Genomic DNA, 14,743 nt, shown 5'->3' on the forward strand with positions numbered 1-14,743 from the left:
GCATACGCTGCAAAATTACTGAAGCATAAAAACAACATCCAGTGACGCTGAGTATGTTGTTTTTTTGCCGAAGCAACTTAAACGATTAAGGTTGGCTAAACATGATGCTGATGGCAAGGTGCGGTCAACAAAGTCAGCAGCATCGGCGGCGGTGCAAAACTGTTCAGGCCCTGGCCGCGTAGGCAGTGATAGATCTAAGTAAACACAACACACTTATAAGCAACACAAATCGACAAGGGATAACCAAATGAGAACACAACTATTTAAACCCGCGTTACTGTCACTCGCAGTCTCGTCCGCCATCTGGTCGGTGTCTGCAACCGCGGCAGAGCAACAAGCTGCCGCCACTCAGGCGAAATCTGGTGAAGAAGTCGAAGTGATCGCAGTGCGCGGTATTCGCGGCTCGTTGATCCGTTCTCAGGCGGAAAAAATGGATAACTCATCCATTGTCGAAGCCATCTCAGCAGAAGACATTGGTAAGTTACCGGATTCATCGATTGCGGAATCTTTATCGCGGTTGCCAGGCCTGGCCGGTGAGCGTGTTGGCGGCCGCACCTCCGGCATCTCGGTGCGCGGCTTTAAAGAAGATTTCACCGGTACCTCGTTAAACGGCCGTGAACTAATCGGGATCGGCGACAACCGCGGTGTTGAATACGATCTGTACCCGTCAGAAATCATGACCGGCGCCACGATTTACAAAACCACAGATGCGACACTGATGGTGCAGGGCATTGGTGGTACCGTCGATTTACGCACAGTGCGTCCACTGCAGGCGAAAGAAACGCTGACCGTGAACGGTAACTACGAATCGAATAGCCGTGATTCTGACAACCCGGAATTTGATAACAAAGGCAAACGTTACGCGCTGTCTTTTGTCGAGAAATTTGCCGATGACACCTTAGGTCTTGCTGTGGCACTGGCATCGACGGAATCACCAAACAACCAGCGTAAATACGGTGTCTGGGGCTACAGCGCTAATGCGGCTGGTCAGGTATTGCCAACAGGTCTGGACATCGCGTCAATCAGCACCAAGCTCGAGCGCGATACTATTTCGACCGTGCTGCAGTATCAGCCAAACGAGAAACTGAACATTGTGTTTGACGTGCTGGATATCGATTATTCCGACTCGGGTGTACTGCGCGGTTTTATTGAACCGTTTTCATCGGCCAACGTGACGGGCAGCGGTACAAGTACCAAAGGGACGCAAGTGGGCGCCAATCCGGTACTGCGCACCGACCCGCTGAAAAAAGACGGTGATTTGCAGACTTTTGGTCTGAACGTCGAATATCAGCTGAATGATGACTGGCAAGTTGAATTAGACCTGGCTAGCAGCGAATCCAGCAAACGCGATTTACGCGGTGAGTCTTATGCCGGTTTAGCCCGCTCCGGCGCTCTGAACTCGTCGCAGTTAGGTTCACGTGAATTCACTATGAGCCCGGACGGTGTGTTCTTCACCAAACTGACTGGCCTTGGCGCTTTCTCTGATGCCAAAGCATTGCAACTGACCGGTCCACAGGTGTGGGGCGGTGGTATGGCGAATATTGCCAGCCAGTTTGCCACCAACGTGAAACAAGCAAACGGCGACCCGTACAGCTACTTCAACGCACAGGATGGCTTCCTGAACTACGCCGATTTCAGTGAAGAACTGAAAACCTACCGCTTAGAAGGTGTGGGTAACATCGAACTCAGTATCTTTAACAAACTGACGGTTGGCGTGAATTATTCTGATCGTTTCAAAGACAAAGATAACAAAGGTTTCTTCGCGACGGCGACATCATATCCGTTCTCCACTGCTATTCCAGCCAAGTACTTATACAACGGTCTGGCGGATTTAAGCTGGGCGGGTCTGGGCCAGGTCGTTGCCTATGATGGTTTCGCGCCATACAACGACGGCACCTATAAACTGAATGACGCAGGCTTGTTAGAGCCGGATCGTCTGGGTGATTCTTACGAAGTGAATGAAGAAGTCACGACCCTTTACTTCAAGTCGGATTTTGAAACGCAGTTTGCTGGCCTGCCGGTAACCGGTAATGTCGGTATGCAGTACGTCAAAACGGATCAGTCTTCCAGCGGTTTCATTGGAGTAGTGGGTGCCAATTTTGCAGTCTGTGATGACAACAGCGACAAACAAGTCGATGCAGACTGTATCACCGAACAGGGCGACAGCTACAGCCACGTGCTGCCAAGCCTGAACTTGAGTATGGAAGTGTCGGACAATAACTTCGTCCGTTTTGCCGCCAACAAAACCATCAGCCGTGCCCGTATCGACCAGATGAAAGCATCCGGTTTTGTTAAGTTCGACCAGAACATCGACCTGATTGCTATTCCAAACAGCACTGCTGCAGTGGAAACCTACGGTTCGCCATGGTCAAAATTTGCCGGTAACCCGCTGTTAAAACCACTGGAAGCCAACAATTTCGACCTGGCATTTGAAAGCTACTTTGAGGAAGAAGGTTACCTGTCTGTCACAGCCTTCTACAAAGACTTAGTGAACTGGACCCGTGACGGCAACAAACTGCTGAACTTCACCAATGATGAAACCAACAGTGGCGCCAACTATTTTATCCCTGGCTTCCATGACCGCATCATTGACCAGGCCGGTAACTATGGCCCGGCAGACATCTTCTACGCTGCCGGCGCGAAAGTCACACCGCCGAATTATGGTTATTTCTCTTACTTTGAAGATGGTCTGACCGGCCGTGTGCATGGTGTCGAAGTGACCGCCAACGTGCCATTCAGCAAGTTCTCGGACCTGCTGGAAGGTTTTGGTGTGGCCACGTCAGGCACGTTAATTGACGCGAAACTGAATGACGGCAGCCGGATCCCTGGCCAGTCTGACAAAATGTTCTCGTTAACGGCGTACTACGAGAAAAATGGCTTCGAAGTGCGGGTAGCCGGGACTGACCGTTCTGACTTCCTGACCTACGAGCGCGGTGGTTCGAACAAAATTTCTACTGCGAGCCGTAATGGCGTGACGCTGGTGGATGCGCAAATCAGTTACGACTTCTCTGAAAGCAATTTCACCTCGCTGCACGGTCTGCGCGTTTCACTGCAGGGCACCAACCTGACTGATGTCGACGAAGAAACGGTCAACGATGACGGCATTGTCACCACCCGTCGCCAGTTTGGTCCAACCTACATGTTGAACGTGAACTACGCGTTTTATTGATAAGCGACCCGGTAGAGGCACAGGTCAGGCGATGCCCTTCGTGAACTGACTTGTGTAGCAGGCCTCAATAAGTTATTGGTATTGAGGCCTTTTTTTAATGTATTGGTCTAGGCTTTACTTTAGATGGCAGAGTCCAGACCCATATATTATTTTGCAACGGAGTTGTTATGCATCAAACACCTGCAACCGGTTCAGCCGGCAAACCAATCCGTAAAGTGGTGATTGCCGGTGGCGGTACGGCTGGCTGGATGACAGCGGCACTGCTGAAAAAAGTGCTGGCGGACAGCGTCGAGATTGAATTGGTTGAATCAGAAGAAATCGGCATTGTCGGCGTTGGCGAAGCAACTATTCCGCCTATCCAGATTTTTAACCAGTACCTTGGCCTTGATGAAAAAGCCTTTTTACGTGACACCCACGCCACGATGAAACTGGCGATTAAATTTGAAAACTGGCGCAAGCCGGGCGAGAGCTATTACCACACGTTCGGCGCACCTGGCGCCAGCCTGGGTTTTTGTAATTTCCAGCATTATTGGCTGCGAGCCCGCGCAGCCGGTTTGCCCCAATCCTTGTGGGACTACGATTTAAACTATCTGAGCTGCGAAGCCGGCAAATTTAATATCATCAAAACACCGAATCCGGTGTACGAAATGCCTTATGCCTATCACTTTGATTCAGCGTTGTACGGTCAGTTTCTGCGAAAAATGGCAGAAAGTGCTGGCGTTAAACGCACCGAAGGCATGATTGAAGCGGTGCAGCAACATGGTATCTCCGGTGATATCGAAGCACTGCAACTGAAAGATGGGCGCAAAATCCACGGCGATTTGTTTGTTGATTGCACCGGCCTGCGTGGGTTGTTAATTCGCCAGACGCTCGGTGTGCAATATGAATCCTGGGCCAAATATCTGCCGGCCAACAGCGCTTTAGCGGTGCCCAGTGAGCGTTTTGACAAGACCTTGCCTTACACCCGCAGCATTGCGCATAAAGCCGGCTGGCAATGGCGCATTCCGCTGACCCATCGTAACGGCAATGGCATTGTTTATAGCTCCGCCTATTTAAGCGATGACGAAGCTTACAGTACGTTAATGGGCAACCTCGACAGCAAAGCACTGGCCGAGCCGCGCAAAATTTCGTTTGAAACCGGCCGGACCAGCAACCAATGGGCGAAAAATGTCGTCGCCATTGGCCTGTCCAGTGGCTTCCTCGAACCGTTGGAATCGACCAGTATTCACTTGATCCAGTCTGGTATTGTGCGGCTGTTAAAAGTGTTCCCGAATCAGGGCATCAGCGATGCGGTGGTTGACTACTACAACGCCGATTCCAAACAGGAATTTGAAACCATCCGTGATTTTATCATCCTGCATTACCATGCCAATGAACGTGATGATTCCGGGTTCTGGCGCGATATGCGCAATATGGCGGTGCCAGCGCGGCTGCAGGAAAAAATGGCGCTGTTTCGCGAGTCGGCGCAGGTGTTTAATGATCACAACGATATTTTCCGCGACGCCAGCTGGATCCAGGTCATGTTGGGGCAGGGCATTATGCCACGCGATTATCACCCGGCGGCCAAAGTACCGACTACCAGCGAACTGATGGCCACGCTTGGTAAAGTGCAGGAAGCCAAGCAGCAACCACTGACACAGATGCTGTCGCACGATGAATTTCTCGCCCGCTACAGCGGAGTCTGAGCCATGAGTGGCAACCTGCCTCCGTTTCATTTTGCCATCGTTGGTGGTGGTACCGCCGGCTGGATGGCGGCGTTGCTGTTTGCGCACAAATGGTTAAAGCCCGCGGCTGAACAGACAAGACCGGTGCAAATCACGCTGATTGAAGCCCCCGACATTGGCATTATTGGGGTTGGTGAAGGTTCGACGCCATCGCTGAAACGTTTTTTTCAGCAGCTTGGCATTGCCGACAGCGAATGGATGCCGGCCTGTCAGGCAACTTACAAAACCAATATTCGTTTTGTGAACTGGAGCCCGGCCGCTGCTGCGATGGGGCTCGGGTCCGACTACAGCCATCCGTTTATTTCTCAGCCGGATCTGCACAGCGAAACGGCGTTTTACAGCAATTGTTTTAAGCGCCGGCTAGGGCTTGCAGTGGAAACTTCACCGGAGAAATTCTTGCTCAATGGCTATTTGGCCGCGCAGCAGCTGGCACCGCTGACGCCGGCGAATTTCCCGTTTCGCATCGAATATGGTTTTCACTTTGACTCGGGATTATTGGGCCAGTTTTTAAAACAAAAGGCCTTAGCGATGGGCGTGCAGTATCAGGCGCTGACTGTGACAGCAGTCAATCAATTGCCGGATGGCCACATTGCCAGTCTGACCGGCGAGATTGCAGACGGCGACAGTAAAGTTGTCCAGACGCTGGACGCCGATTTTTTTATCGATTGCACCGGTTTTCGCGCCAACTTATTGCAGCAGACGCTGCAGGTGCCTTTTGAGTCTTTTGCCAGCAATCTGTTTAACGATGCGGCTGTGGTGCTGCCAACAGAAGCTTTTGCGATTCCACCGGTGGAAACCAAGGCCACAGCGCTGTCTAACGGCTGGGCCTGGCAAATACCGCTGCGCCATCGCAGCGGCAATGGTTATGTCTACAGCTCGGCTTTTATCTCCAAAGACGCCGCCGAGCTGGAATTACGTCAGCATTTGGGTTTGCTCGATAGTGAGGTGAATGCGCGCCATCTGCAGATGAAAGTCGGGCAGGTGACGCGCAGCTGGGAGAAAAACTGTCTGGCGCTTGGTTTGTCGCAAGGCTTTATCGAACCGCTTGAAGCCACAGCGCTGCATCTGGTGCAAAGTTCGATTGAGCAGTTTATCGATAGCTTTGCTGATTTTTCTACTGAAGGACAAGCCGAATTCAACCGCCAGGTGCATCAGCGCTTTGAGGCGGTGCGCGACTATATCGTCGCGCATTACAAACTCAGCAGCCGCAGCGACAGCCATTACTGGCGCGCCAATAGCAGCAATATGCAGTTATCGGAATCACTGCGGCAAATTTTGGATGTGTGGTTTCGTCAGGGCGATTTGGCGCAGGAGCTATCCCGCCAAGAGCAGGGCCGTCAGCAATCGGGCAGCCACTTTGGCGCCACGTCCTGGCACTGTCTGTTAGCCGGTTACGGCATCTTCCCGCCGCTGCGACAACCACAACCGGCAAACGTTAGTGATGCTTTTACTGAGCTGGAGCTGGCAGCCTTTTTCAACGGCTGCAGCCTGAATTTTCAGCCGCAGCATCTGTTGTGGACCCGTTAAAACCGTTTGGAGTGCGATATGGCTTTTTATCAAGCAAAGGGATGTGGCTGGTGGCTCAAGCAGGCCGTGGCGCTGCTGAGTCTACTGCTAAGTCTGTTGCCGGTGCAGGCCGAAGAGCAACTGGTGCAGCCACATCGCTGGCAGTTGCTGTCACCGGATAAACAAATAGCGCTGGAGTTAGTGCTGTCTCAAGATGCTCTGACCTATCAGATTAGTTACCGCGGCAAAGCAGTATTGAAGCCATCCGTGCTGGGCCTTGCTTTTAAAGGTCAACCGCTGCTAAAAACCGGCTTGCTGGCCAACAAAGTCAGCACGCGCAGTCATGATGCACAGTGGCAACCGGTCTGGGGCCAGCGTGCGCAGATCCGTGACCACTATAACGAAATCACGCTCACCTTGCGTGAAAGCGCAGCACCGGGTCGGCAATTCACGCTGGTATTTCGCAGTTTTGATGATGGCGTGGCGTTTCGGTATCAGGTGCCGGCACAAGCGGCGCTGGCCGGTGAGCTGGTGATCAGCGACGAGCTGACCGAATTTGCTTTTGCCCGCAACTTCTCTGCCTGGTGGGTGGAAGCCTACCGCAACTTGAGTTTTGAATACCAGTATATGAATTCGGCGCTGTCGAGCGTGTCGGTGGCGCACACGCCGTTGACGCTGACTGATGAGGGCATTGCGGTGGCCGTGCATGAAGCCGCGCTGGTCGATTACAGCTCGATGACGCTGCGCAATATCACCGACAACCATATCACTCTCAAAGCCGACCTGATGCCCTGGGGCGGCGCGAATGCCGGCGCCAATACCGGCACAGACAGTTTTGCCGCGGTGGACCGGGTTTATACTAAAGCACCATTTCAAAGCCCGTGGCGCACTATCCAAATCGCGCCGACCGAAGCGGCCTTGTTAAATTCCAGCCTGATCTTAAACCTGAACGAGCCGATGGCTGCCGGTACTGACACCAGTTACATCAAACCCGGCAAATACATGGGGATTTGGTGGGAGATGCACATCGGCGAAAAAGACTGGTCACCGGGTCCGAAGCAAGGCGCGACCACAGCGCGGGCTATGCAATATATTGATTTTGCCAGCAAACACGACATTGATGCTTTGTTAATTGAGGGCTGGAATCAGGGCTGGGAAGGGCAATGGTGGCAGCGGCCGCCAACGTTCAGCTTCACTGCGCCGGTCAAAGGTTTTGATATCGACAAAGTCGCCGCTTATGCCAAAGCCAAAGGTGTGGAATTGATTGGTCATCATGAAACGGCGGCCGGCATCAGTTATTACGAGCAGCAAATGGCTGATGCGTTTAAGTATTACCAGCGTCTTAGTGTGCATAGCGTCAAGATGGGGTATGTCGGCAAACGGCTGGATGGGCGCGAATGGCATGACGGCCAGTTCATGGTGCGGCACTTTAAAAAAGTGGTCGATACTGCAGCGGCGCATCAGGTGATGGTCAATGCGCATGAAACGGTCAAAGACACCGGCTTAAGCCGGACTTACCCAAATCTGATGACACGGGAGTCGGTGCGCGGCATGGAGTACAACGGCGGCAGTCCGGATAGCGGCAATTTGCCCAATCATACCGTGATCATTCCTTTTACCCGCGGTTTGTCGGGGCCCATTGATTTTACGCCCGGTATTTTTAACTTCAATTACCAGAAGCACAGGCCGAATAACCGGGTGCCCAGCACTCTGGCCAATCAGCTGGCGCTGTATGTCACGCTGTATAGCCCGCTGCAAATGGTGGCGGATTTACCGGAAAATTATGCCCCTGGCGGCAAGCTGCATCCGGCCTTTGCCTTTATCGATGCGGTGCCGACTGACTGGCGGCAAAGCATGGCGCTCGACGGAAAAATCGGTCAATACCTGGTGATGGCGCGGCAGGACAAACATTCTGAACGCTGGTTTGTCGGCGCCACCAGCAACGAACAGGCGCGCACGCTGCAACTGCCACTGCAGTTTCTGGACAAAAATCGCAGTTACGATTTGGTGATCTATCAGGACGCTGCAGATGCTCATTGGCAAACCAACCCGATGGCGTATCAGATTCAGCGCCGGCAAGTCAGCAGCAAAGATGTGCTGACACTGCAGCTGGCGTCGGGTGGCGGTGCTGCGCTGGAACTGATCCCGCGCTAAAGTGCGATCAGCACTCAGTGATTGAGTTATTGCCGGCAGCACTTTAGGATCAGGTTTTTTCGCGTACAGGATGTTGTGTTGGCTATTTTTGCGAAGTTCACGTCAGCGCTCAGTAAATGGTACACGCAACAGCTGGAACCTTTATGGTTCCGGCGGCGTCGGCCAAAACGCTTGCAAAGTTTTAGTCCGGCGCTAGAGCTGCCTCTGTTGCCGGTGGCACAGTTACAACTGCAAGGCAGTCAGGGCGGTGAATCGCCGTTAATCCGGCGTTATCAGCGTTATTATCAGCAGTTTTTGCATGCCGGGCGGCCGCAGCACGGCGGCATCGCGATGTTGCTGCCACTGCATCAATATTCAGACGCGGCAGCGTTCAACCGGCAATTAAAGAAAAACGCCGGTAATTTCTGGCGGGAAGCGGACAAAGCGCACCGCGCTGGCCTTATCGCACAGCCATTTATGAGCGCCAATTATACCCCTGATTTGCTTGAGATCCGCCGTTCACGCAAGATCAGGGCTTTTGGCCCGGTGCTGGATGCATTTACTTTGCAGCTTGCTGATCTCGGTGGGGCGCCGGCCGATCTGCAACCCCTGCAACTGCCGGTTCAGGCCGAACATTGGGATCTGTATGTCGGTGTGTTCAGGCCGCTGGCCGGATATCAGCAAGGTGCCGTGACCACGGATCAGCAGTTGCTGGCTTATGCCCGGCTGCACCGGATTGGCAACATGCTGCGTTACGCTGAACTGATGGGGCATGCACAGTATCAGCGGCACGGCGTGATGAGTTTGTTGCATCAGCAGGTGGTCGAACTGTTGCTGACACGCCAAACGCCCTGGTTGCAAGGTATTGAATATTTGAGTTATGGCGCTTTGGAGCAAGGCAGCGACGGCCTGATATTCTGGAAACGCAAAGCGCAATTCTTACCGCACTTGCTGGCCCCGGATGAATAAAGTCAGCTCATTGTAATAGTACGTTGCTCGCGGCTGCTTTGTAATGCCAACTCGATCAGTTCCAGCCCTAAAATTGCCTCGGCCAGTGGTACCGGTGCCGGGGCTTTGTCGCGCAAAAAAAGCGCCAGTTGCTGATAAAAATCAGCGTAGTCGCTGGCTGGAAACGAGATGGTCTCAGGTCCGGTTGCACGCCAGATCTCACCGAAACGGCCATCAGTACGCTGCTGCCAGGCAGCGGAGGTAAAAACCGCGGTAGGAGTAGCAGGGTTTTGCAGCAGCGCGTCGCGCAGGATTTGCTCCTGCGGGTCCAGCCGGTAACTGATAAAACTACCACCATTGCCGTGTAGTTCAAACCGTGGCGCCGGATGGGCGCAATAAGGCGATGAACTTAACAGCACCTGCCGTGCCGGTGTGGCTGGACTGGTAATGCCAGTCGCTGTTTCTGCCGTGACTGCCGGCTTCGGTGCATAATCGAGCCGCAGCTGAAATGCGTCGATAGCGCCCGTCGCACTGTCGTGAGTACGCAGGCATTGGCAACTGGCCGTGATGGCATCAGGTTTACCAAACAGCGCAATGGTCTGATCCAATAAATGTGGTGCTAAGTCATACAAAACGCCGTTACCGGGTTCCGCCGATTCTTTCCAGCGGGCTTGTACTGTGGGCCTGAAACGGTCGAATCTGGAATACATCAGCTGCACAGTGCCAAGATTTTCAGACCGCACCAGCTGTTGCAGCGCTATAAAATCATCATCAAAACGCCGGTTATGAAACACGGCAAGCTTGCGCTGCAGCTGCTCCGCCAATACTTGCAGCTCTATAGCTTCTGCAGCCGTCACCGCCAATGGCTTTTCCACCAATACATCTTTACCGGAAAGCAGCGCTGTTTTGGCCAGGCTGAAGTGCGCGCGGTTTGGCGCCGTGATCACAATCAGGCTGGCGTCGCTGTGTTGGAGCAGGCTGTCGGCATCCGGGAAAATCCGCACGTCAGGCCAGCACTGTGCCGCGTCCGACTGTGAGGTGCTGATGCCAGTCAACTCAAATTGTGCAGAGCTGGCGATAAAAGGCAGGTGGAACACCCGGGCCGACAGGCCAAATCCAATCACAGCAGTTTTTATCATCAGGCGCTCCGGCAGCAGTGTGGCAATTGATAACGATCATACCGGTCCTCCGCGGGTTTGTCCCTTGTTTCACGCCTTGAAACAACAGCGCCGGCTTGTTGGCGCCGGCGCTTTTGGTTGTAGTACGTCATGCATCGTTAGCTGATCAGCCACAGCACCTGATAGGCCGTCAGCGGCACAGCACCTGATTTCACTGTTGCGCCGGTTAGCTTATCAGTAAATGTCAGGCCATTTTCGCCGTGCCAGTATTGCGGATGTTCGCTGAAATTAGCGACAACGCGCAGCCGTTGGCCGTGTTGTTCCCGCTCAAAACTAAACAGATGTGGATTGTCGCTGGTTAAGATCCGGGTGGTGCCGTCGCCGAGGACCGGCAAAGAGGCACGGGTTTTCACCAAATGCTGCAATTGCTGGTAAATGCGGCCAGACAAAGTTTCCGGCTGAGCTGCTTCAGCCAGCTGTGCTGCTGTGACCGCAACGCGGTTGACCCAGCGGCTGTCGTCCTTTTTCGCCGGATCATTCACATAGCTGTAGTCATTACGCAGGCCCAGTTCATCGCCCATATACAGCAGCGGCAAACCGCCGATACTGAGGATGATGCTGTTCAGCAGGTAAATGCGCGCCAACGCATGCTGCAGATGTTGCTGATTTTGTTCAGCTTCGGCTTTGTCGACGCCGGCTAAGGACGCCAGCATGCCAGCCACGCGGCAGTCGCCGGTCAGCGGATTTTGCTGAAACGGCACCCCGCTGGCAAAACTGCCGGGGAACTGGCCGGAATAAAAATGATTGAGGAACTGGCGGTGGTGATCCGGATTCATCCCCAGCTGCCAGGCGATATTGTCGTCAAAGGTCCAGCCAATGTCGTCGTGGCAGCGGATGTAATTGACCCAGCTGCAATGCGGATCTATGGCAAAACGCCGTTGCAGGGATTCGGTCAAAAGCCGGGTCTTGCGCGTTGCTAAGGAATTCCACAGCAGCGCCATCAGCAGCGGGTTATAGGACAGCTGGCATTCGTTGGGCGCAATGTATTTCACCACTTCGTCCGGATGGACTATGGCTTCGGATTTAAACTGCAACGCTGGCGCTGCGATCCGCGCCACCGCATTAAATGCTTTGATCAATAAATGCGCTTTGGGCAGGTTTTCGCAGCCGGTGCCGGCTTCTTTCCAGACAAAGGCCAGCGCATCGAGGCGTAAAACTGCTGCGCCTTGGTTGGCGAGAAACAACATCTCTTCGGCCATCGCGCTGAACACCGCCGGATTGGCGTAATTCAGGTCCCATTGGAAGCTGTTAAAAGTGGTCCAGACCCAAAGGCCCGAGGCTTTATCCTGGGTAAAACAACCACGACGGATCTCCGGGAAAATTTCGCGCAGCGTCGGCGCGTAGCGGTCACGCTCGGCTTCGGTCAGGAAAAAATAATAGTCGCGATAAGCCGGGTCGCCGGCTTTGGCTTTTTCCGCCCAGCGGTGTTCATCGGAGGTGTGGTTAAAAACAAAATCCAGTACAGGCCGGATGCCCTGCTGATGCAATTCCTGCATCAGACTGGATAACTGCGCCATAGTGCCAAGGGTTGGCATGGTGCTGCGGTAGTCCGACACGGCATAACCGCCGTCACTGTTTGGCTCTGGTGCTTTAAACAGCGGCATCAGGTGCAGATAATTGATACCGGTTTGTTTTAAATAAGGAATACGCTGTTTTAAGCCGTCGAAATCGCCGGCAAATAAATCAACGTAACAGGCAGAACCCAGCGCCTGGTTACTTTTGTGCCAGTGTTGCGGCGCGGCGTCTTCGGCCTGCAGATATTCCGGCCGCTGCGCCGCGCTTTTTGCCAGCAGTTTCAGCAGCTGCTCCAGCTGATAATAACAGTCAAACAAATCGCCATAGAGTTGCAGATAGAGCCCCAGCAGTTCTGGCAGCACTTGCGCCAAACGCGGTTGTAAAGCCGGCCAGCTGGATTTGGCGGCGGTTTTTAAGCTGGCGCTGTGGCGTTTGAGCAGGATCTCCGCTTCACGCTGCAGCAATGCCGGCTCAGCCAGCAACTGGGCAATAGTGTTTGGCATATCGTCTGGTCCGTTTCTTGCCTTGTCGGCACGCTTTCTATTTATTGTGTGGCGATCGCACTGTGTCAGGCACAGCGAATCGTTATCGTTTAGTTTTACATCAGTTTATAACTGGCGTACAGCATAATCTTAATCGATTTAGAAAAAAGTGCAAGGGCCAGTCAGACCGAATGTAAAACGTGGATTTCTGCGTATTTATTGCTATTGGATCACACAGTGGTAAACAGGCAGGCAGCGGGGGAGCCGCGTATCAACAGCCAGGGCAACAGAGCGGGTAAGTCTGATACCCGCCCGAGGGTCGCTGCTTATATCGGAGGGTTGAGATGTTTGGCCGGCCCAGGGCGGCGGATGACAAACCCAATACTGGTTTTGACGTCTTCGCCGCTGCAACGGGTGTTTTCCCGCATCTTTGTTTCAAAACAATTGGTGGCCGGTAATGTTGCTGTCGACATGCAGTATTCAAAACGGGTACTGGTTTTAACTGGTGCAGTTAACAGGCCGGCTGGCAGCTGCTGCCAGTCCCAGCGTTTGACCTGTGACAGCGCTTCTTTACCAAAGTATCTGCTGGTCGCTGTGACCAGGCGCAAATCTTTGATTTGATAATCCGGCGTAATGACATATTCAACTGTGGCACAGCCGCTGTTATTGCCCGCCTTGGCATCTTCAATAGGATACTTCGGCTCGGTCCGTTGCATCGCCTGCCATTTGGGTTGCAACAACACAGCTTCAGTCAGTGGCAAGTTGGCATAGGGACTGACTTTGGCTGGTTTGCCGGTACTGGTGCAGCCAGCCACGAGCAGCATAAAAATACTGAAACTGGTCAAACGATTAAATGTGCGCATTTGAAACATCCTGATGTTACGGAACCTTTTTGCGAATACGATAGCCGACGGATGTCTGCACGTCGGTGCCTGTGCATTCGGTGTTTTGTTGCATCAGGGCCCGGTTACATTCATCGTCAGGACCCACTTTGCTGGATACACAATATTCAAAGCGGGTGCTGGTTTTCAGCGGCGTATGCAAGAGGCCGGCGGGTAACTCCTGCCAGCGCCAGCGTTTTACCTGCGTCAACGATTCTTTGGCAAAATGCTTACTGGTGGCGCTGACCACACGCAGATCTTTGATTTGATAATCCGGTGTGATGACGTACTCGACCGTGGCACAGCCATTGCGGCCTTTTATTGCTTCTTCGATTGGGTACCTGGGCTCAAAGCGTTTTAATAGCTGCCACTGGGGTTTTAACAATTCTGCGTCGGTTACCGGCAGTGCTGCGTACAGGCTGGTGTTAGTTGCAGCGGCCTCAGTCGCAACCGGAGCTGAGGTCGTGCTGCTGCAGGCACCAAGTCCGGCTAAACATAAAACGACGGAAGTTCTGAGAAAGAGTCGCATGCTAAACAGTCCTTGTTATTGAAACATCTGGGTGTCGAGGTTATCGTAGACGATTGAAAAAAAGCAAGTTTGTTTCGGGGAGGGTTACAGAATTTTGTCAGCAGAACGATATCGGCCCGACCTGCAGGGAAGAAAAAATGAGCCTGTCTGTTCATATCAATTTTAATGGCCAATGCCAGCAGGCGTTTGAGTCTATGCGGCCGTGTGATTGGACGAAATCGGCAGCAAGCCAGCCCGGTCCGGGTTGGTCAGTTTGGGCTAACTGCTGCTGATGTTGGCAGGAGTTCCGACTTGCGCTCTATAGTGAAGCGATACGATATTACAACTGAGGCGTGGCCCTATGCTGCTTGTTTCATCGCAATCCCTCACTGTGCTGCAACTGGCTGCGCGGGTGTTACTTGGTACGCTGCTGGTTTTGTTATTGCCCCTGCTGGCGATGCTGTGGAGCAGCGAAGTGCGGTGGGGACCTGCTGATTTTGTCGCAGCGGGCTTGTTGTTGTTTATGACCATCTTTGGCGCACAGTTAGGCTGGCGCTATCTGCCTGCCGGACGCTGGCGGCTTTTGGCGGTGGTGTTCCTGATAACGTCAGCCTTCATGTTATGGGTTGAGCTGGCGGTTGGGATTTTCTGGTAATTAAGTGTTTTCCCGCCCGTTGGCGTTAAAGAGATCTGTGGTCT

The 14,743-nt window shown here is 53.2% G+C and carries 10 protein-coding genes; 6 read left to right on the plus strand and 4 right to left on the minus strand.

Annotation, left to right across the window (positions count from 1 at the left end; genetic code table 11):
* Window positions 1-247 precede the first annotated feature (247 nt).
* The 5 genes from ATY27_RS11750 (at window position 248) to ATY27_RS11770 (ending at window position 9,501) form a co-directional block, all read left to right on the plus strand.
* On the plus strand, window positions 248-3,169 hold the full coding sequence (locus ATY27_RS11750; protein ID WP_208930832.1) for a TonB-dependent receptor: 2,922 nt from the start codon (window positions 248-250) through the stop codon (window positions 3,167-3,169).
* 167 nt (window positions 3,170-3,336) lie between these two features.
* Window positions 3,337-4,854 carry a tryptophan halogenase family protein gene (locus tag ATY27_RS11755; protein ID WP_208930833.1) on the plus strand — a complete coding sequence of 506 codons (1,518 nt, stop codon included), beginning with the start codon at window positions 3,337-3,339 and terminating at the stop codon, window positions 4,852-4,854.
* Window positions 4,855-4,857: 3 nt separating this feature from the next.
* The gene (locus ATY27_RS11760) at window positions 4,858-6,420 is read left to right on the plus strand and encodes a tryptophan halogenase family protein (protein ID WP_208930834.1); all 1,563 of its coding nucleotides are present in this window, start codon (window positions 4,858-4,860) and stop codon (window positions 6,418-6,420) included.
* 18 nt (window positions 6,421-6,438) lie between these two features.
* Complete coding sequence (locus ATY27_RS11765; protein ID WP_208930835.1) at window positions 6,439-8,553, plus strand: glycoside hydrolase family 97 protein; 2,115 nt, start codon at window positions 6,439-6,441, stop codon at window positions 8,551-8,553.
* A gap of 78 nt (window positions 8,554-8,631) precedes the next feature.
* Complete coding sequence (locus ATY27_RS11770) at window positions 8,632-9,501, plus strand: hypothetical protein (protein ID WP_208930836.1); 870 nt, start codon at window positions 8,632-8,634, stop codon at window positions 9,499-9,501.
* A 2-nt stretch (window positions 9,502-9,503) separates the two neighbouring features.
* Here the strand turns inward: ATY27_RS11770 and ATY27_RS11775 are convergent, their stop codons facing one another.
* The 4 genes from ATY27_RS11775 to ATY27_RS11790 all read right to left on the minus strand — a co-directional run bounded on the left by ATY27_RS11775 (window position 9,504) and on the right by ATY27_RS11790 (window position 14,065).
* Window positions 9,504-10,619, minus strand: a complete 1,116-nt coding sequence (locus ATY27_RS11775; RefSeq protein ID WP_208930837.1) for a Gfo/Idh/MocA family oxidoreductase — start codon at window positions 10,617-10,619, stop codon at window positions 9,504-9,506.
* Window positions 10,620-10,756: 137 nt separating this feature from the next.
* Window positions 10,757-12,676: an amylosucrase gene (locus ATY27_RS11780; RefSeq protein WP_208930838.1), complete on the minus strand. Its 1,920-nt coding sequence runs from the start codon at window positions 12,674-12,676 to the stop codon at window positions 10,757-10,759.
* A 305-nt stretch (window positions 12,677-12,981) separates the two neighbouring features.
* Window positions 12,982-13,518, minus strand: coding sequence for an energy transducer TonB (locus ATY27_RS11785; protein ID WP_208930839.1), 537 nt, complete (start codon window positions 13,516-13,518; stop codon window positions 12,982-12,984).
* A 16-nt stretch (window positions 13,519-13,534) separates the two neighbouring features.
* A complete protein-coding gene (locus ATY27_RS11790) occupies window positions 13,535-14,065 on the minus strand; it encodes an energy transducer TonB (protein WP_208930840.1) in 531 nt (176 codons plus the stop codon).
* A gap of 340 nt (window positions 14,066-14,405) precedes the next feature.
* Between ATY27_RS11790 and ATY27_RS11795 the strand changes: the two genes are divergently transcribed.
* Entirely contained in the window at window positions 14,406-14,699 is a 294-nt protein-coding gene (locus tag ATY27_RS11795; protein WP_208930841.1) for a hypothetical protein, read from the plus strand.
* Window positions 14,700-14,743 lie beyond the last annotated feature (44 nt).

This window comes from Rheinheimera sp. F8 (assembly GCF_001518915.1).